General features: G+C 67.1%; 18 protein-coding genes. 15 read left to right on the top strand and 3 right to left on the bottom strand.

The window, feature by feature from the left end:
- Window position 1 precedes the first annotated feature (1 nt).
- The 6 genes from OSH05_RS04375 to OSH05_RS04350 are packed head-to-tail and all read left to right on the top strand — an operon-like array spanning window position 2 to window position 5,993.
- A complete protein-coding gene (locus tag OSH05_RS04375; RefSeq protein WP_104217401.1) occupies window positions 2-1,555 on the top strand; it encodes a sugar ABC transporter ATP-binding protein in 1,554 nt (517 codons plus the stop codon).
- Window positions 1,545-2,489, top strand: coding sequence for an ABC transporter permease (locus OSH05_RS04370; protein ID WP_104217402.1), 945 nt, complete (start codon window positions 1,545-1,547; stop codon window positions 2,487-2,489). The genes OSH05_RS04375 and OSH05_RS04370 overlap by 11 nt, the downstream gene beginning before the upstream one ends.
- Window positions 2,486-3,445, top strand: a complete 960-nt coding sequence (locus tag OSH05_RS04365) for an ABC transporter permease (protein ID WP_104217403.1) — start codon at window positions 2,486-2,488, stop codon at window positions 3,443-3,445. The genes OSH05_RS04370 and OSH05_RS04365 overlap by 4 nt, the downstream gene beginning before the upstream one ends.
- Complete coding sequence (locus OSH05_RS04360; RefSeq protein WP_104217404.1) at window positions 3,442-4,413, top strand: phosphotriesterase family protein; 972 nt, start codon at window positions 3,442-3,444, stop codon at window positions 4,411-4,413. The genes OSH05_RS04365 and OSH05_RS04360 overlap by 4 nt, the downstream gene beginning before the upstream one ends.
- Window positions 4,414-4,421: 8 nt before the next feature.
- Entirely contained in the window at window positions 4,422-5,183 is a 762-nt protein-coding gene (locus OSH05_RS04355; protein WP_207778684.1) for a creatininase family protein, read from the top strand.
- Between the two features lie 15 nt (window positions 5,184-5,198).
- Window positions 5,199-5,993: a GntR family transcriptional regulator gene (locus OSH05_RS04350; protein WP_104217405.1), complete on the top strand. Its 795-nt coding sequence runs from the start codon at window positions 5,199-5,201 to the stop codon at window positions 5,991-5,993.
- Between the two features lie 56 nt (window positions 5,994-6,049).
- Here OSH05_RS04350 and OSH05_RS04345 read toward each other — a convergent pair whose 3' ends face one another.
- Complete coding sequence (locus tag OSH05_RS04345) at window positions 6,050-7,570, bottom strand: FGGY-family carbohydrate kinase (protein ID WP_165801445.1); 1,521 nt, start codon at window positions 7,568-7,570, stop codon at window positions 6,050-6,052.
- A gap of 226 nt (window positions 7,571-7,796) precedes the next feature.
- Between OSH05_RS04345 and OSH05_RS04340 the strand changes: the two genes are divergently transcribed.
- The 9 genes from OSH05_RS04340 to OSH05_RS04300 all read left to right on the top strand — a co-directional run bounded on the left by OSH05_RS04340 (window position 7,797) and on the right by OSH05_RS04300 (window position 16,863).
- Entirely contained in the window at window positions 7,797-8,522 is a 726-nt protein-coding gene (locus OSH05_RS04340; RefSeq protein WP_207778685.1) for a class II aldolase/adducin family protein, read from the top strand.
- Window positions 8,523-8,532: 10 nt separating this feature from the next.
- Window positions 8,533-9,483 carry an NAD(P)-dependent oxidoreductase gene (locus OSH05_RS04335; protein ID WP_165801446.1) on the top strand — a complete coding sequence of 317 codons (951 nt, stop codon included), beginning with the start codon at window positions 8,533-8,535 and terminating at the stop codon, window positions 9,481-9,483.
- A 49-nt stretch (window positions 9,484-9,532) separates the two neighbouring features.
- Window positions 9,533-10,246, top strand: coding sequence for a GntR family transcriptional regulator (locus tag OSH05_RS04330; RefSeq protein ID WP_165801447.1), 714 nt, complete (start codon window positions 9,533-9,535; stop codon window positions 10,244-10,246).
- 238 nt (window positions 10,247-10,484) lie between these two features.
- Window positions 10,485-11,588, top strand: coding sequence for an ABC transporter substrate-binding protein (locus OSH05_RS04325; protein ID WP_104217408.1), 1,104 nt, complete (start codon window positions 10,485-10,487; stop codon window positions 11,586-11,588).
- A gap of 63 nt (window positions 11,589-11,651) precedes the next feature.
- Entirely contained in the window at window positions 11,652-12,491 is an 840-nt protein-coding gene (locus tag OSH05_RS04320) for an ABC transporter permease (protein ID WP_104217409.1), read from the top strand.
- Complete coding sequence (locus tag OSH05_RS04315) at window positions 12,488-13,294, top strand: ABC transporter permease (RefSeq protein ID WP_104217410.1); 807 nt, start codon at window positions 12,488-12,490, stop codon at window positions 13,292-13,294. Before OSH05_RS04320 ends, OSH05_RS04315 begins: the two co-directional genes overlap by 4 nt.
- A gap of 33 nt (window positions 13,295-13,327) precedes the next feature.
- A complete protein-coding gene (locus OSH05_RS04310) occupies window positions 13,328-14,368 on the top strand; it encodes a dimethylarginine dimethylaminohydrolase family protein (RefSeq protein ID WP_266352053.1) in 1,041 nt (346 codons plus the stop codon).
- A gap of 2 nt (window positions 14,369-14,370) precedes the next feature.
- Window positions 14,371-15,438, top strand: a complete 1,068-nt coding sequence (locus tag OSH05_RS04305) for an ABC transporter ATP-binding protein (protein ID WP_104217688.1) — start codon at window positions 14,371-14,373, stop codon at window positions 15,436-15,438.
- 69 nt (window positions 15,439-15,507) lie between these two features.
- The gene (locus OSH05_RS04300) at window positions 15,508-16,863 is read left to right on the top strand and encodes a M24 family metallopeptidase (protein WP_104217411.1); all 1,356 of its coding nucleotides are present in this window, start codon (window positions 15,508-15,510) and stop codon (window positions 16,861-16,863) included.
- Here OSH05_RS04300 and OSH05_RS04295 read toward each other — a convergent pair.
- Window positions 16,842-18,347, bottom strand: coding sequence for a xylulokinase (locus OSH05_RS04295; RefSeq protein ID WP_165801448.1), 1,506 nt, complete (start codon window positions 18,345-18,347; stop codon window positions 16,842-16,844). The genes OSH05_RS04300 and OSH05_RS04295 overlap by 22 nt on opposite strands.
- Window positions 18,348-18,465: 118 nt before the next feature.
- Window positions 18,466-18,684, bottom strand: coding sequence for a DUF4287 domain-containing protein (locus OSH05_RS04290; protein ID WP_104217413.1), 219 nt, complete (start codon window positions 18,682-18,684; stop codon window positions 18,466-18,468).
- Window positions 18,685-19,034: the final 350 nt, after the last annotated feature.

The raw sequence follows: 19,034 nt of genomic DNA, 5'->3' as shown, positions 1-19,034 counted from the left end.
CATGATGAAGTCCACGTCCCCGCAATCGCCGAATTCCGCCGCCGCGCTGCCGCGGCTCGCTGTCTCCGGCGTGTCGAAGTCCTTCGGCAGCAATCTGGTGCTGCGGGACGTGTCCTTTTCCGTTCGCGCCGGCGAGGTGGTTTCCCTCGTCGGCGAGAACGGCGCCGGCAAGTCGACGCTGATGCATATCTGCGCCGGCACCTTTCCGCCCGATGGCGGCTCCTTGATGCTGGACGGGGCGGCCTATCGCCCTGCCTCGCCGCGCGCTGCGAGCAAGGCCGGCGTCGCGCTCGCCCTTCAGGAAACGGCGATCCTGCCGGACCTGACCGTCGCGGAGAACCTCTTTTTCGGCAACGAACCGCGCAGCCTGCTCGGGCTCATCAGCCAGAAGCGCCTGAACTGGGACACGGAAGCGCTGCTCGCCGATCTCGGCTTTGCGCTCAAGGCCGATCGCCTCGGCGCCGAGCTCTCCGCCGCCGAACGGCAGATGCTGGAGATCGCGCGCGCTGTCCGTCAGAAGCCGCGCCTCTTAATCCTCGACGAACCCACCGCCTCGCTGTCCTCGCACGAGACCGATCTCGTGCTGAAGGCGATGGACCGCATCAAAGAGGGCGGCGGCTCGGTTATCTTTATCTCGCATCGCCTCGACGAGGTGATGCAGGCCGCCGACCACGCCGTCGTGCTGAAGGACGGCACGCTGACCCTCGACGCCGTCCGCGGCGGCTTCACCCGCGACGATCTGATCCGCGCCATGGTCGGGCGCACGCTCACCGACATATTCCCACCGCGCCCGGCGACCTTCACCGACAAGCCGGTCCGCCTCGCGCTCGAAGGCGCCGTCGCCCCGGGGCTGAAGCCGCTGACGCTGGGCGTGCGTGCCGGCGAGATCATCGGTTTCGCCGGTCTCGAAGGGCAGGGGCAGCGCCCGCTCGCCCGCGCGCTTTCCGGCATCGCGCCATTCACCAGCGGAACGATCGCGATAGACGGCAAGGCGGTGCCGATCTCGTCCGTCTCGCGCGGCATCGCCGCCGGCATCGCCTCGATCCCCGACGACCGCAAGCATGAAGGCCTCGCGCTCGACCTGCCGGTTCGCATGAATGTCAGCCTGTTCGCGCTGTCGCAGAAGAGCCGCTGGGGCTGGCTGCGTCAGCAACTCGAACAGACCTTCGCGGAGGAGGCGCGGCGCCGCTTCGCGATCCGCACCACCGGCATCGAGCAGCCCGTGCGCCAGCTCTCCGGCGGCAACCAGCAGAAGGTCGTGTTCGCGCGCTGGCTGGCCGAAACGCCCAAGGTGCTCGTGCTCTACGAGCCGACGAAGGGCGTCGATGTCGGCGCCAAGACCGAGATCTACCGCCTTGTCGGCGAACTCTCGGCGCAGGGCGTCGCCGTCATCCTGATCAGCGCCGACATGCTGGAACTGATCGGCCTCTCCGATCGCATCCAGGTTCTGTTCGAAGGCGCCGTGACCGGCACGCTGGAGCGCTCCGACTTCTCTGAAGAAGCGATCATGCGCCTCGCCGCCGGTCCCGAAGGAGTGCTCGGCCATGCTGCCTAGGGGCTCGCTCCGCATCAACCTGCTGCTCGGCCTGCCGGCGCTGCTGCTGGCCGCCGCGGTCGTCGCCGTCGCCGCGATCTGGTCGGGCGATTTCTTCGCCGCCGGCAATCTCGGCAATCTCGTCAATCGTGTGCTGCCGCTGGCGCTCACCGCGCTCGGCCAGGCCTTCGTCCTGTTCGCGGGCCGGATCGATCTCTCCGTCGGCTCGATCATCAGCCTCGCCACGGCAATCCTCGCCACCACCTCGAACGAGCTCGGCTGGCTCGCCATCCCGCTGGTGCTGGCAGCCGGCCTCGCCTGCGGTGCGGTCAATGCCGCCGGCGTGATCTGGCTGCGCATCAACCCGCTGATCATGACGCTCGCCACCGCGGCCGTCGTGAAGGGCGTCGCCATGCTGTTGCTGCCCTCGCCGGGCGGCGAGGTCGATTACGGATTCTACGATCTCTTCTACGGGCAGGACCTCCTCGTCGGGTGGCCGCTCGCCGTCATCGTCGCCGTATTCGCGCTTGCCTTCATCGTGCTCGGATTCACGCGCTTCGGCCGGCGCATCTATGCGCTCGGCTCCGACGAGCGCGCGGCCTATGCCAATGGCGTCGACGTCAGGCGCGTCGAGTGGTCGGTCTTCCTGCTCTCGGGCTTCTTCTCGGCGGCGGCGGGCGTCGCGGTCGGCATCAAGATCCTGTCCGGCGATCCGCTGATCGGCGACAGTTTCACGCTCGACGCGATCGCGGCGGCCGTGCTGGGCGGCGTGGCGCTCACCGGGGGACGCGGCGGCGTGCTCGGCGTCCTCGCCGGCTCGATCGCGCTCGTCCTCATCGCCAACGCCTTCAACCTGCTCGAACTCGATCCGAACCTGCAGCAGATCGCCAAGGGCCTGATCTTCGTCGTCGCGCTGATGCTGTTCATGCGCGGCGCAGCCCGGAGGAGCGCATGAGCGCGAATGCCTATCTCGTCCGCATGAAGCCGGCGCCGGCGAGCCTGCGCGCCCTCGCGCTTCTCGTGCTGCTGCTCATCGCCTTCTTCGTCTCGGCGCGGATCTTCTCGCCGTTGCTGCTGCTCGACAATATCCGCCAGGCGGCGCCGCTCGGCGTCGTCGTGCTCGGCCAGGCGCTGGTGCTGATGATGGGCCGGCTCGACCTTTCGGTCGGGGCGACGGCTTCGATGGCCAATATCGTGCTCTGCGCGACGTTCAATGGCGACATGGCCAACATCGTGCCGGCCATCACGCTGACGCTCGGTGCCGGTGCGCTGGTCGGCCTCGCCAACGGCCTCATGGCGACCAAGCTGAAGATCCCGGCCTTCCTCGCGACGCTCGCCACCTCGATGATCGTCGCCGGCCTCGTCGTCTTCTTCACCGGCGGCTCGCCGCGCGGTGCGGTGCCGGCCGGATTCCGCGTCGTGACCGAAGGCTGGTTCTTCGGCATCGTGCCGTATTCGGCGCTGATCTGGCTGGTCCTGCTCGTCGGGCTGATGCTGCTGGTGCACTACACCATGCTCGGCCGTAAGATGATCCTGTCCGGTGCCAATCTCGTTGCGGCCCGCCACAGCGGCATCCCTTCGGACGGGCTGATCGTGCTCTCCTTCGTGCTCTGCAGCCTGCTCGCGGCGACGGGCGGGATCCTGCTTTCGGCGATCACCGGCATGGCCTCGATCGGCGTCGGCAATGGCTTCACGCTCGATTCGATCGCGGCTGCCGTCATCGGCGGCGCGCTGTTCTCGGGCGGCGTCTTCCTGCCGCTCGGCGCCATGGCCGGCGCTCTGATCCTGTTCGTCGTGCAGAGCCTGCTTTATCTGCTGGCGCTGCCGCCGGCCGCCAAGTTCATCGTGCAGGGCGGCATCATCGTGCTCGCCCTCGCGCTCGCCAGTTTCAGGAAAGGGAGGTCCTCATGAGCTTCATCCGCACGCTCTCCGGCGACATCGACCCGAGGGATCTCGGGCTCACCTATGCGCATGACCATCTCTTCTGCATTCCCCCGCTCTGGAAGGAGAAGGGGCAGACGGATTTCCTGATCGACGACCTCGAAGCGTCGATCAAGGATGTCGAACTGTTCGTGAAGGCCGGCGGCCAGGCCGTCTATGACGCCACCGCGATCGACTATGGCCGCGATCCCGTCGCGCTGAAGGCGATCTCCGACCGGACCGGCATCAAGATCATCGCCACCGCCGGCTTCAACAAGGCGGTGATGTGGCCCGGCCACATGAAGGACGGGCGGACCTTCCAGGCCTTCATCGACGGGAAGAGCCGCGCCGAACTCGCCGCCCATATTGCAAGCGAGGTCACGACCGGCCTCGACGGCACGAACCTGAAGGGCGGCGTCGTCAAGTTCGGCACCGGCTACAACACGATCTCCGAGGCCGAGGACAAGGCGATGCGCGCGGCGCTCGACGCGCACAAGGAGACCGGCGCGCCGATCCATTCGCACACCGAGCTCGGCACGCTGATCCTGGAGCAGCTTGCGATCGTGAAGGCGGAGGGCGTCGACCCGACCCGCCTCACCATAGCCCATGTCGACCGCAACCCGGACCCGTGGGTGCATCGCAAGGCGGCGGAGACCGGCGTCTTCATGTGCTTCGACGGCATCTCGCGCATCAAGTATCACCCCGAAAGCGTGCTGATCGACTGCATCCTCAAGCTGGCCGCGCGTGGCCACGAGAAGCAGATCATGATCGGCGGCGACATCGCGCGGCGGACCATGTATCGCAACTATGGCGAAGGCGGCCTCGGCCTCGGCTATATCCTGGAGAGCTGGGTGCCGCGCTTCATCGAGGAGGCAGGCGAGGCCGGCTTCGACGGAGCCAAGCTGATCCATACCTTCATGGTCGAGAATCCGCAGCGCGCCTTCGCGTTCACGAGCTGAGGCGCATTGTGTCCGTTCCCAAAGTCGATATCGAGACCCTCAATGACACCGAGGCGCGCGCGCTGATCGCGGAGCGGCCGGTGGCGCTGCTGCCGATCGGCGCCGTCGAGGCACATGGCGATCATTTGCCCGCCGGCACCGACAATATCCTCGCCCGCCGCCTCGCCGCGGCGCTGGTCGAGCGGATCGCCGGCGCGACGCCGGTCATGCTGCTGCCGCTGCTGCCCTTCGGCCAGGTCTGGTCGCTGGCCGACCAGGCGGCGTCGATCTCGATCTCCAACGAGACCGTGTCGCGGACATTGGTCGAGATCGGGCAATCGCTGAAGGCGAAGGGCGTGGTCTCGATCGCCGTCGTGAACGCCCATTACGGCAATGTCACCGCGATCCGCGACGCGCAGCGCCGCCTCCGCGAGGAGGGGGTGACGCTGGCGCTGTTCAATTATCCCGGCGCCGCCGAGCCGACCCGCGCCGTGCGCGAGAAACCCGCCGCCCATCCCGCCTATATGCATGCCTGCGAGATCGAGACCTCCTACATGCTGCACATGGCACCGGAGGCGGTGCGCATGGACCAGGCGATCGCCAACTATCCGGCCTTCCCGGATGATTTCGCCGAGATCCCCTATCGCTGGAGCGAGTTCTCGGCGAGCCCGGTGCTCGGCGACGCGACCGCGGCGAGCGCCGAAAAGGGCAGGATAATCCTCGACGCCGTGCTCGCGCGCATGGCCGAACTCGTCGCCGCGCTCTATGCTCGCCAGTCCGAGAAGGACTAGACTGGGGGAGTTCCGTTGAAAGCCGACGTCGCCGCGCGCGATCACCGTCCGATCTACATCCAGATCGCCGAGACGCTGCGCGCGCGGATCCTTTCGGGCTACTACAAGGACAAGATCGACGGCGAGCTTAAGCTGGTCCAGGAGTTCAAGGTCTCGCGCCGCACGATCCAGCAGGCGCTGGAGATCCTGGTGCAGGAAGGGCTGCTCGGCCGCCATCAGGGCACGGGCACCTTCGTCAATCACAGCGCCGTCGCCAAGCGCTACCGCGCCATCACCTCGATCACCGACGGCATAAAGGCTCAGGGCCTCAAGGTCTCCTATCGCGTCCTCGCCAGCGGCGCCGAGCCGGCGCCCCCGGAAGCGGCGGCCTTCTTCGGCCTGCCCGAAGGTGCATCCGTCTATCGCCATGTCCGCCTCGTCATGGGCGACGAACGGCCGCTGGCGATCGCCAACACGCTGCTCAACGCGCATCTGCTCGAAGGGATCGAACTGTCGCATCTCGACCGCGGCCTCTACGACACAATCCGTCGCCGCTACGGCCGCACCGTCGTGCATGCCGAGGACAGCTACCGTCCCGTGATTGCGACCCCCGCCACGGCCGAACGGCTCGGCCTCGCCCCGGGCGCGGCGATCTTCGTCGCCGAGCGGCGCGCCTATGACCAGGAAGGCTCGCCGATCGAGCTGTCGGTCATCGAGATGCTGCCGGTCCCGCTCGACATATCGATCTCGCAGATCGGCGCCGACCGCATCGACAAACCCCAACTCCCGGCCGACCCCTGGGCCTACAGCGTCGGGTTCGGGGATTTTTAGGGGGCGATGGGAGGCTGGGAATTAGTCCGGCCCTCCAGGGGCGGGTTCAAGGCCCGCTACGCCTCCACCCGATAGCTCGGCGCGACGCGGTCGAGCAAGGCGTCGGAGGCGAGGCGGAAGCGCTGGAAGCCCTGTTCATAGGCGGCGGCTGTTGTGGCGTCCGGTTCGTGCCGGCGGCGCGTGCGATAGGTCGCGCGGCAGGCCGTGCGGATGTCGGGGAACCAGCCGATCGCGGTGGCGGCCAGGAGCGCCGCGCCCTTGGCGCCGAATTCGCTGCCCTCGGGCACTTCGACTGGCACGCCCGTAATGTCGGCGATCATCTGCGCCCAGAACGGGCTGCGCGAAGCGCCGCCGACGAGGCGGATGGCGGAGATGGGCCGGCCGATGCGTTCAAAACAGTCGCGGATCGCATAAGCGAGGCCCTCATAGACCGAACGGACGAGATCGGACCGGCCGTGATCGGGATTGAGACCGAAGAAACCGGCGCGGGCGCCGGGCTCCAGCCGCGGCGCGATGATGCCGATATGCGAGAGATACGGCACATAGCCGGCGCCGTCCGCGCCCGGCGGACTGGATGCTGCGAGCTCCGCCAGCATCTCATAGGCGTCCGGCCGGCCGGCGAGATCCGGGCAGAGCGCGGTGAGCGCCCAGTCGAGATTGGTCGTCCCGGCGACGTTCACCATCGTCTTGATCCAGAGATGGCCCGGCACGGTGAAGAGGATCCCCATGTCGCGCGGCGTGAACACCGGCGCCTCCGAGACCACGCCGTTGAGGCAGGTCGTGCCGACGACCGAACATGCGATGCCGGCATCGACGGCGCCCGCGCCGAGTACGCAGGCCGGTAGGTCGCCGGCGCCCATGGCGACGGGCGTTCCGGCGCGAAGGCCGAGCGCTTCGGCGGCGGCCGGCAGGAGCGTGCCGGCCATGGCTTCGGACGGTCTCACCTCCGGTAGCAGGCCGGCATGACACTCGATGCCGAAAAGCTCGAGCAGCGCCGGATTGAAGCCGCGCCCGCTGGCGCTGCCCGGCGCGATCGCCGCGTCGGTTTCCTCGGTGCCAACATGGCCGGTCAAACGCAGGCGCAGATAATCCTTGGCGGTCAGGATGCTATGTGCAGCGGCGACGTGATGTGGCTCGTTCTCGGCCAGCCAGGCCAGCACGGGCAGCGTGCAGCCGAGCTGCATGACCTGTCCGGAACTGTCGAAAAGCTGCGACATCAACGCCGGATTGGCGGCGACCAGACGGTCGAGCAGGCCCTGGGCGCGGCCGTCGTTCCACAGGATGCCCGGACGCAGCACCGTGTCGACGGCATCGATCAGCCAGCCACCGATCATGACGCCCGAAATGGCAAGGCCTTCGACATAGGCGGCGCCGATGCCCGTGGTCGCGAGCGCCTCGCGGCAGGCTCCGGCGGCGGCGGCGAACAGGCTCTCGGCGTCCATCTCGTACCATCCGGGATGGGGCGAGTGCACGGAAGTGCGCCGTCCGCTGGAACCGATCTCGCGTCCGTCGCGATCGAACAAGGCCGCCTTCGTCACCGACGTACCGACATCGAGCCCCAGAACATAGCCGCCCACGGCGCACCCCATTTGTTTACTTGACTCGACAAGTAGTCATGTCGAGCATGCCGGCTTTCGTCAAGTGACCCCGATCGGGCGAGAGAGGTGTCCCGGCAAGACCGGTCCGCGCGGCGTGCCCGCGTGATTGCCATCCCCTCCGCGCTCACGAACTCTGTCATACCCCGTTGCAACGCCGCGAAGTGTCCTCTATCCCTGTATACAGGGATGCAGAAAGGAATAGGGAATGAAATCCGCCGAACGCATGTCGGAGCAGGCCGTCCGCGAGGATCTGGCCGCCGTCTACAGGCTCATCGCCCGCTTCGGCATGGACGATCTCATCCACACCCATGTCTCGGCGCGGCTGCCTCAGGAGCCCGACAAGCTGCTGATCAACCGCTATGGCGATCTCTTCCGCGAGGTGACGCCGGATTCGCTGCTCGTCATCGATCATGACGGCAACCAGGTCCGCGGCACGCAGGCGCCGATCAACACTGCCGGCATCGTGATCCACACGGCGATCCACACCGCGCGACCCGACGCCATGTGCGTCGTCCATACCCATACGGTAGCCGGCGTCGCGCTGAGCTGCCTGGAGGAGGGGCTGCTGCCGCTCAATCAGACGGCGCTGCTGTTCCATGGGCGCGTCAGCTATCACGCCTTCGAGGGCATCGCGCTCGATCGCGACGAGCAGGTCCGCCTCGTCGCCGATCTCGGCGCCAACAACACCATGATCCTGCGCAATCACGGCCTGTTGACGGTCGGGCGCACGGTCGGCGAGGCGTTCGGGCTCATGTATAATCTGGAGCAGGCCTGCAAGATGCAACTCGCCGCCATGGCTTCCGGCGCCAGGCTGGTGATCCCGTCTCCGGACGTGCAGGCGCGGACGGTCGGCCAGTACGACGCCGATCCCGACGGTGCCGCCGGGCTCGAATGGCAGGCGCTGCGGCGCCTCGCCGCTTTGCCGTTCTAGGAGCGTGGGCGTGGTCCGCGTGCTCCTCGCCGACCCACTCGCTTATGGCGATGAATTCGGCGCGGCGCTGGCCGGATGGGTGCCGGATGTGGAGAGCTGGCGCTTCCCGGACGGTCCAGCGGATGGAAATTACGACGTGCTCGCGGTGTGGAAGCTGGAGGAACCTTTTCCGGACCTGCCGGAGAGCCTGAAGCTCGTCTTCTGCTTCGGTGCGGGCGCCGATCATCTCGTTGCCGATCTGCGTATTCCGGCTCATCTGCCGATCGTTCGTCTGATTGATGACGGGCAGGCGGCGGAGCTGGCCGACTACGCATGCCATGCGGCATTCGCTTTCCTACTCAATGATCAGAAATACCGTATCGACCAGGCGCACGGCATCTGGGACCCGGTTTTCGCCCGCCGCAGGACTCGGGCGGATGCGCGTGTTGCAGTGCTGGGCCTCGGCCCGATTGGCTCAACGGTCGCCACGACGCTCGCGGCTGCCGGCTTCACAGTACGGGCGTGGTCGCGTACGTCGCGCTGCCTACCAGGGGTTGAGACCTTCAGCGGACAGGCAGGCCTCGCCGATTGCGTCTACGGCGCGAATATCCTGGTCAATTTGCTGCCGCTGGCGCCGGAGACGGTCGGCATCCTGTCGGCTCCGCTGTTCGCGCGGCTCACACCCGGCGCCTATCTCGTCAATCTTGGCCGTGGCGGCCATCTCGACGAGGTGGCGCTCCAGAATGCGCTCGATGCAGGGGAAATCGGCTGCGCCTTTCTCGATGCCTTCGCGGAAGAGCCGCTGCCGCGAGCGCACTGGATTTGGTCGCATGAGCGCGTGCGCATCACGCCGCATATTGGCGGCCTGCCAACGCCGGCCGGCGCGGCCCGCTCGCTCGCTGCCGCGATCGAGGCGCTGCGCACCGCCGCACCGCTGCCGGGACTTGTGCGCGCTGCCGCCGCAACGAAGACGAGCCTATGATCGCGTTTGCCGCTTGACACAGTTCCAATCTGGACACCAGTATACAGCCATGCTGACACTAAATTCCCCCATCGATCCTGCCCAGTCCGGCAAGCGCGACACGATCTCGGCGCGGGCCTGCATCGAACTGCGGGAGGCGATCGTTACCGGCAGGCTCAAGCCGGGAACCAATATCTCCGAGACCGACGTCGCCAAGTCGATGGGCATCAGCCGCACCCCGGTGCGCGAGGCTTTCGGGCGGCTGTTCGACGAGGGGCTGATCGAGATCTCGCCGCAGAGCGGCACGCTGGTCTCGCGGATCGACATGCGGCGCGTCCACGAAGCGGTGTTCATCCGCTCGGCACTGGAAAGCGCCGTGGTGGCGCGCACCGACGTGACGCCCGATCCGGCGACGCTGGACGAGCTTGAAATGCTGCTGCGCGAGCAGGAGCGCTCGATCGACAAGAACGACCGCGCCGGCCTGCACCGCGCCGACATGCGCTTTCATTCCGGCCTGATGCGCGCCTTTGGCGTCGAGCGGGCCTGGACGGCCTGCCTGCATGTCAGCGCCGACATGATGCGGGTGCAGTTCCTGATCGGCATGCGGCGCGATCACATCGAGGCGATCGTCCTGGAGCACAAGGGCGTGCTGGAGGCGGTCAGGGGCCGTGATCCGGCGCTCGCCTCGACGCGGCTCGCCGCTCACATCCGCAATGTGAATGTCGACCAGGCCGATCTGAAGGCTTTGAACGCCGACTATTTCCGCGCCTCCGACGAGGCCTGAGGCCGGCGCGGGTATCTGCAAGACGAGACCGCCGGGGCAGCCCGGCGCCGCATGAAGGCCGAAGGGGCGAGCGCAGCATCGTCAGCGATGCCACGTCGGTCCTTCGGTCGGTCCGGCCGGAGTGCCCGATGGGCGCTGCCGGCGGACCAAAAGGCGCGAGACGGGGAACCCGCCACGCCTTCGCTCAGGGGAGACGCCGCAGACCATCGGCACGACCAGAGAACAGCAAGGGAACAACATGTCGGTAAACCGCTTTAGCAAAGACAGCGCCGAGATCGCGCTGGAGAAGTTCCGCACAGGCAAGCTCGATCGCCGCGCCTTCCTGACCGCGATGGCCGGCCTCGGCCTCGCCGTCGCCATCCGTCCGGGCTCGGCCTCGGCCGCCGCCAATGAGATCGTGATCTGCAATTGGGGCGGCGCCGCGCTGGAAGCATTCCAGAAGGCCTATGGCGCGCCGTTCACGGCAGCGACCGGCATGCCCGTTTCTGTCGATGGCGCCGGCCCGTCCACCGGCGCCATCCGCGCCATGGTCGAATCCAAGAACGTCATCTGGGACGTCACCGATGGCGGCATGGTCGATGCAGTCGTGCTCGGTACGGGTGGCTTCGTCGAACCAATCGACTATTCGATCGTCGACAAGTCCCTCGTCGGCCCGGACATGACCGCCGAGTTCGGCATCTGCAACTACACCTTCGCCAACGTCCTCGCCTATGATGTCAAGAAGACCGGCGGCAAGGTCCCGGCCGGCTGGGCCGATTTCTTCGATCTGGAGAAATTCCCTGGCAAACGCACCATGTGCAAATGGATCCAGGGCCAGCTCGAATCCGTCCTGCTCGCCGATGGCGTCAAGCCGGAGGATATGTATCCGCTCGACGTCGACCGGGCCTTCAAGAAGCTCGAGCCGCTCCTACCGCAGATCATCTTCTGGGAAGGCGGCGCGCAGAGCCAGCAGCTGTTCCGCGATGGCGAGGTCGTGATGGGCAATGTCTGGCACACCCGCGCCAATCTCCTGCGCAAGGAGAACCCGGAATTCACCTGGACCTGGGCGCAGCAATTGCTCTTCTCCAGCGCCTGGTCCGTGCCGAAGGGCAATCCGGCCGGCAAGAAGGTGTTCGACTTCATCAACTCCTCGCTGCAGCCCGAGGGCCAGGTCACGCTGCTGCGCCTGATGGGCAATGGCCCCTCCAACCCGAAGGCGCTGGATTTGATGACCGATGCCGACAAGGCGGTCTATCCGCTGGCGCCGGAGAACGTCGCTACAGCGCTGAAGATCCAGGCGGCCTATTACGCCGAGAACGAAGCCGAGCTGCAGAACCGCTTCCTCGACTTCATTTCCCGCTAGTCGAAATCGCGCCAGCCATCGACCAATGGCGGATGGCTGGCGCGGCGACACGACGAGGGCCGCATGACCCGCTTCCAGCGCTGGGCGCTCGCGCTCACCTTGCCGGCCGCCGTGCTGGCGATCGGCCTTTATGTGTTTCCCATTCTCCAGGTTCTGGCACTGAGCTTTCTTGAGCCGAAGCCTGGATTCGGGAACTATGTGAGCCTGTTCGGCAATGCCGCGATCGGCCGCGTCGTCCGCACCACGGTCATCGTCTCGGTTCTGACGACGGCGATCACGGTGGTGCTCGCCTATGTCGTCGCCTTCGCCATCGTCCAGATGCGCCGCGAACTGCGCCGCGTCGCGCTGTTCCTCGTCATGGTGCCGTTCTGGATCTCGGTGCTGGTGCGCGCTTTTTCCTGGATCACGATCCTGCGCCGCAACGGCGTCCTCAACACGGCTCTGACGCAGACCGGCCTGATCTCCGAGCCGCTGGATCTCGTCTACAACCAGTTCGGCGTCATCATCGGCATGGTGCATTACATGATGCCGTTTGCGATCCTGCTGCTCGTCGCCAATCTCGGCGATATCGACCGGCGCATTATCCAGGCGGCCCGCTCGCTGGGCGCGCAGCCGGCGACAGTGTTCTGGCGCGTCTGGCTGCCACTGAGCCTGCCGGGGATTTCGATCGCGTCGCTGTTCACCATCATCTTCTCGCTCGGCTTCCTGGTGACGCCGGCAATCCTCGGTGCCGGCCGGGTGCTGATGATCGCCGAATATATCTCAGTCCAGATTTCCTCGACGCTGCGCTGGGGCGTCGCCACGGCACTCTCGACCCTGATGCTGGTCGCCGTCGGCATCCTGGTGGCGATCGCCATGCGGCATCCGGCGATGCGCGCCGCCTTCGGGGGAGGGCGCGCATGACCCCCGTCCGCCGCCTCGCCCAGATCGGCGCGCCGAAATTCTTCGCCTGGCTGCTGCTGGCCTTCCTCTTCGTGCCGATCCTCGTCGTCATTACCGTATCGCTGACCGACCGCGACTATCTCTCGCTGCCGCAGGACGGCATCTCGTTGTCGCACTATGCCTCTCTGCTCGACTGGCGCGCCGGCTGGCTCGCCAGCATGCTGACGAGCTTCGTCATCGCGCTCATATCCAGCTTGCTGGCCACCACGGTCGCGGCTGCTTATGCCATTGGCGCCTGGGTCTATGTCGGCCGCTGGCCGTCCATGCTGCGCGTCGTGCTGCTGTCGCCGCTGATCGTGCCGCCGATCATCTACGCCGTCGGCATGGTGAAGCTCTGGTCGCGCTTCGGCCTGCTCGACAGCTGGATCGGCGTCACCATAGTTCACGTCATGCTGGCCATTCCATTGGCCGTGCTCGCGATCGGCGCCAGCCTTTCCAATCTCGATCCGCGCATGGTCCAGGCGGCGCGCTCGCTCGGCGCCCGGCCGCCGACCATCTTCCTGCGCGTCATCGTGCCCAACCTCGCCTCCGGCATCGGCGCCGGCGCCGTCCTCGCCTTCATCACCTCTTGGGACGAGATCACGGTGACGCTGTTCATTACAGGCCGCCACATCGTGACGCTGCCGCGCCGGATCTGGACCTCGATCGCCGATTCCGTCGATCCGGCGCTGGCCGCCATCGCCTCGGTGCTGCTGCTCGCCACGCTTCTTGCCCTTCTCGTCCGCGTCCTCTTCGTCGAGCGCGGCCGGGCCCCTTCCAGATAATTTCAACAAACCTCCTGCGAAAGGAACGCCCTGATGAATGCCGCCGTGAAACCCAATATGAGCGCCCATACCCCGGCGATGAGCGAGCACGAATACAAGGAAGCGAAGTTCTTCCAGACCTTCTGCTCCGTGCCGTCGCCGGCCTTCGACGATCCGGACGAGCAGACCCGCGTCTGGGGCCGCCCCTGGGGCTGCACCACCGATGTCGGCAAGCTGCGCGCCGTGCTCATGCACCGGCCGGGCGACGAATTGAACATCGTCGAGGATATGCCGATGCCGGAGATCGGAGGCTTCGGCGATCCCGAAAAGGGTTGGTACTGGATCGGCAAGACGCTGCCCGACCTCGCCGCCATGCAGGAGGCTCATGACAGGTTCACGGCGCTGCTGCGTTCCGAGGGCGTCGATGTCGTCTTGATCGACAAGGCCGCGCCCGGCGCGATGAAGCAGATCTATTGCCGCGACAGTGTCATCTCGGTAAAGGGCGGCGCCATCGTCACCCGCCTCGCCCGCAAGGTTCGTCGCGGCGAGGAACTGGCCGTCACGCAGGCGCTCGCCAAGGCCGGTTGCCCGATCCTCGGCACGCTGCATGGGGAAGCCGTGTTCGAGGGCGGCGGCTTCGCGATCCTCGATGACAAGACGGCGGTCTGTTCGGTTTCCGTCGCCTGCAATCCCGAGGGCGTGCGGCAGGTCGAGATGCTGCTCAACAGTGTCGGCGTCGAATTGATCAAGGTGCCGATGCCGGGCTACCGCATCCATATCGACGGCTCCTTCATCATGATCGATCATGACAAGGCGATCGTGAACATCAACGAGCTGCCCTACATCTTCATCCAGGAACTGGTGAAGCGCGGCATCCAGATGATCGAGCTACCGCCGGAGGACAATGCCTTCTCACTCAACTGTCTGGCGCTCGCGCCCGGCCGCGTGCTCATGCACGAGACTCGCACGCCCCGCCTCGCCGACCGGCTCGACAAGGCCGGCATCGAGGTGCTGACGATCGACTATGAATGCGTCGAGCTCGGCGGCGGCGGCATCCATTGCTCGACCGGTCCGCTCGCCCGCGACCCGGCCTGACCATGGCGTTTCTCGACATCCGCCGCCTGCGGAAAAGCTATGGCCTGGCGGTGGCGCTCGACGGCGTCGATCTCTCGGTCGAGGAGGGTGAGTTCATCACCCTTCTCGGCCCCTCCGGCTCGGGCAAGACCACGCTGCTAATGTCGATCGCCGGCTTCATCAAGCCGGACGGAGGCGGCATCGTCCTCTCCGGCACCGACGTCACCGATCTCGACCCCGAAGACCGCAATTTCGGGCTGGTCTTCCAGGGCTATGCGCTGTTTCCCCATCTGACCGTGCGTGACAATGTCGCCTTCCCGCTCAAGGTCCGCAAATGGCAGAAGCGCGCCATCGCCGAGCGCGTCGACCAGATGCTGGCGCTGGTCGGCCTCGACCAGCTCGCCGCCCGCAAGCCGCGCGAGCTTTCCGGCGGGCAGCAGCAGCGCGTCGCGCTCGCCCGTGCGCTCGCCTATAGCCCGCGCCTGCTCCTCCTCGACGAGCCGCTCTCGGCGCTCGACCGTTCGCTGCGCGGGACGATGCAGCGCGAATTGAAGCGCCTGCACCGCGAGACGGGCGTGACCTTCATCTTCGTCACCCATGACCAGGAGGAGGCCTATGCGATGTCGGATCGCATCGCCGTCTTCCAGAATGGCCGGATCGTGCAGATCGGCGCGCCGCGCGAGATCTACCGCCATCCCGCCTCGCGCTTCGTCGCCGGCTTCATCGGCGGCAACAATCTGATCCGCGCCCGCTTCTCGTCCGAGACGGGCACGCTGTCGCTGCTTGGGCGCGAGATACCGGCGCCGCCCCATTTCGACCCCGCCAGCCACAGCCGCGACGGCGAGGTCTCCGCCTGGATTCGCTCGGAGGATATCGCCATCGGCGGCGGCGAGGGACATCACCAGACCTTCGAGGTGACGGTGGTCGACCGCGCCTTCCATGGCGCTGGTGATCGCATCACGGTCAAGGCGGCAGAAGGCGAGGAACTGGCGCTGTTCCTTGCCGACGGTTCCGCCGACGCCGTCGCGATCGGCGCGCCCCTGCAATGCCGCGTCCGCCCTGACCAGATCGGCTTCCTGTTTCCGGACTAGCGCCGCTCGCCTCTTCCTTGCCGCCGGCCGCAAGCGCCGGCCTTCTCCAAACCCGCCCAGCGAGGCCCCATGTCGATTAAGCTCAGCCCCGTCACCCTTCCCGATTTCGGCACGCCGCTCGCGCGGCCCGTCATACCGGCGCAAACCTACGCGGCGCGGGTCAGCGCGGCTTATGCGGCGGCCGGCTGTGACTGGCTCGTCGTCTATGCCGATCGCGAGCACTTCGCCAACATCGTCTTCCTGACCGGCTTCGAACCGCGCTTCGAGGAGGCGCTGCTGCTGCTCGGGCCACGCGGCGAGCGCGTCATCGTCACCGGCAATGAGAACATCGATTATGCGCCGGTGGCGGGCCTTGCCGATATCGCCGTCTATCTTTGCCAGTCGCTGAGCCTGATGGGCCAGGACCGGTCGCTGAAGCCGAACCTCGCCGCCGTGCTGCGCGAGCTCGGGCTCGCCAAGGGCGAGCGCGTCGGCCTCGTGGGCTGGAAATATGTAGAGGCCAGCGAATGGGACGGCCCGAAGCCGACCTTCTTCGTCCCGGCCTATGTCGTCGACAGCCTGGCGCTCGTCGTCGGCGACATCGTCGATGCCACCCATGTGCTGATGCATCCGACGGCGGGCCTGCGCGCCGTCGTCGATGCCGACCAGATCGCCGAAGCCGAATGGGCCGCGACCCGCGCCTCGCTCGCCGTCTGGCGCATCATTTCCGGCTTTACCCTCGGCGACAACGAGCTGATGGCGGCCTCGCGCATGGGCTACGCCGGCGAGCCGATGAACTGTCATCCGATGTTCTCGACCGGCGATGCCTCCCTGCCGGTGATCGGCCTCAAGAGCCCGTCGGCGCGGCAGCCGGCGCGCGGCGACGGAGTCACCACGGCGGTCAGCTTCTGGGGCGGCCTCACCGCCCGCGGCGGCCTCGTCAGCGATCATGACGATGATTTCGTCGCGGTCGCCAGCGCCTATTTCAAAGGCCTGCTCGCCTGGTACGAGACCGCCGATATCGGCGTCGAGGGCGGCGCGATCCATGAGGCGGTGGTCTCGACGCTCGCCGAAGGCGGCCTGCGCTCTGCGCTTAATCCGGGTCATCTGACCGGACATGACGAGTGGATGAACTCGCCGATCCGCCCCGGCTCGACAGAGACGATCGCCTCCGGCATGCCGTTCCAGATCGACATCATCCCCGTGCCGATGCCGGCCGGCTGGACGCTGAATTGCGAGGACCCGGTGACCGTCGCCGATGCGAGCCTGCGGGCCGAGATCGCCGCGCGCCACCCGCAGGTCGCCGCCCGCTTCGAGGCCCGCCGCGCCTATGTGCGCGACCAGATCGGCGTCGAGGTCCGCGACAACATCCTGCTGCTTTCCTCGATCCCGCTGACCCTGCCGCCGCTGTGGCTGAAGAAGGGCTATGCGCTCGTGAAGGGCTGACCGGCCAGCAGATCCGGCCGGCGGGCGATCTTCGCCCTCTCGAAGCGACGGCGCAGTTCCGCCGTCGCCTCCGTCGGCCGTGGCTCGAAGGCCGGGCCCTTTGGCGCCACGAGCGCGCGCGCCGCCGAGAAGCTGTCGCCGAACCAGCCGATGCCGACGCCCGCGATCAGCGCGGCCCCTAGCGCCGAGGCGTCGGAGGCGCTGGCATTGACCACTGGCAGGCCGGACATATCGGCGAGCAGCTGCGGCCAGAAGGCGATGCGCGAGCCGCCGCCGGAAAAGAGGATGCGTCGGCGCGGCGCCAATCCGGCGAACAAATCGAGGCTGGCGCCGAGATCGCAGGTGACCCCCTCGACAATGGCGCGCAGCATATGCGCGCTGCCATGCTTCATGGCGAGGCCCAGAAAGGCGCCGCGCGCCGCCGGATCGAAGCTGGGGCTGCCGCCGCCTGAAAGATAGGGCAGGAAGATCAGCCCCTCGCTGCCGAGCGCGATCCCCTCCGCCGTCAGGGATACCGGCGCCAGCACGGCGGGGTCCGGCCGCTCCGCTCCCGAAAGCAGGCCGGCCAGCCAGCCGAGCGCGCCGCCGCCGCCGAAATGCGAGCCGATGGCATAGAGCTCATGCGGCGCCAGCCCCGGCTCGACATTCATCGCGCCGATCAGTGACGGCTCGACACGCGACAGGCCGGCAATGACATTGGCGCTGGTGCCGATTGTGACCGCGACGTCGCCCGCCAGGTCGACGCCTGAACCCAGCAGCATCGCCGCCATGTCGGCCGCGCCGGTGACGACCGGCAGCCCGGCGGCAAGGCCCAGCGCCTCGGCAGGGCCGGGCAGCAGCGCGCCCGCGATCTCCCCCGGTTCGCGCAATCTGGGCAACCGTGCCGCGCCGATGCCTGCCCGTTTGGCGAGATCCTCCGCCCAGTCGCGGCGCGATGCGTCAAACAGCATGGAATTGCCGGAATCGGTCGGGTCGGCGGCGATGTCGCCCGTCATCCAGAGCCGCAGATAATCCTTCGGCATTAGCACGAAGCGCGTCCGCGCAAAGATCTCGGGATGGTGCCGCTTCCACCACAGCAGCTTCGGCAGCGTCAGATGCGCGGCCGGAAAATTGCCGGTGCGCGCCGCGATGTCGGCGGTGAGCGCCGCATCGATGAGAGCAATCTCGCCCACCGAGCGCTGGTCGGCGATGGTGTGGCAGGCCGCCAGCGCCGCGCCGTCCTCGCCGAGGAGCACTGGCGCGCTCATATGGCCGGAAAACGAGATCGCTTCGACGCGCGCCTCCGCACCGGCCAACGCCGCGCGCACCGCCACGATCGCCGCGCTCTTCCAATCCTCCGGGTCCTGCTCGGACAAGCCCGGCGCCGGCTGCGCCGTCGGATAGGCCCCCCGCCCGACGCCGACGACCCGCGCTTCTGCATCGATCAGCAGCGCCTTGACGGAAGAGGTTCCGATATCGATGCCGAGAACGGCCGGGAGGGTCATCACGAGGCGATCCGGGGAGGGATGGGCTGGTGGTTTGGTAAAGGGTTTTGGGGTGGAGGGGAATTGCCAGGAGCGTCCTTCCTCGCCGCAAGGGGAGGGGAAGCCCGACCGGCCCGCCCTACGCCTTCCGGTCCTCGGCCAGCGTATCGGCCACCAGCGCATTGGCATGGCCATGACCGAGCCCATGCGTCTCCTTGAGGAAGGCAACGAGCTGCATATGCGTCAGCCCCGCCTGTCCCCGGATCAGTGCCTTCCAATGGGAAATGGGTTGGCCGTATTTCTTCTCGATCGAAGGGAAATAGCTGGCCGGTCCCTTGACCTTGTCCGTGTCGCTCATGGCGTGGCCTCCGTTTGCGTTGGTCTCAGACGGTCAACAAGCTGTACCGGCTGGCTGCCGAGAGGCAAGCGGGCGAGAACGGGGATCACCAAAGCTGAAGCGCCCGACCCGCGCTCTTCCTTGAGCCCTCCCTCAAGGGGAGGGGCTAGCTTCGGCAAGGCCGAAGCGTGCTTTTCTTCCCGACGAAGCAAGTCCCTCACCCCAACCCTCTCCCGCAAGCGGTAGAGGGAGTTCCGACTTTGTCTATGCCACGCAAAGCGCCAGAGATTGGCGCCCCCTCTCCCGCGACGCGGGAGAGGGTTGGGGTGAGGGATTTGCTTCCAAGACCCGCCACAGCCCAGCCCAAGGCG

The sequence above is a fragment of the Kaistia algarum genome (assembly GCF_026343945.1).
GTDB lineage: Bacteria > Pseudomonadota > Alphaproteobacteria > Rhizobiales > Kaistiaceae > Kaistia > Kaistia algarum.
Note: the sequence above shows the minus strand (reverse complement) of the source record. Positions and strands in the feature narration are given on the sequence as shown.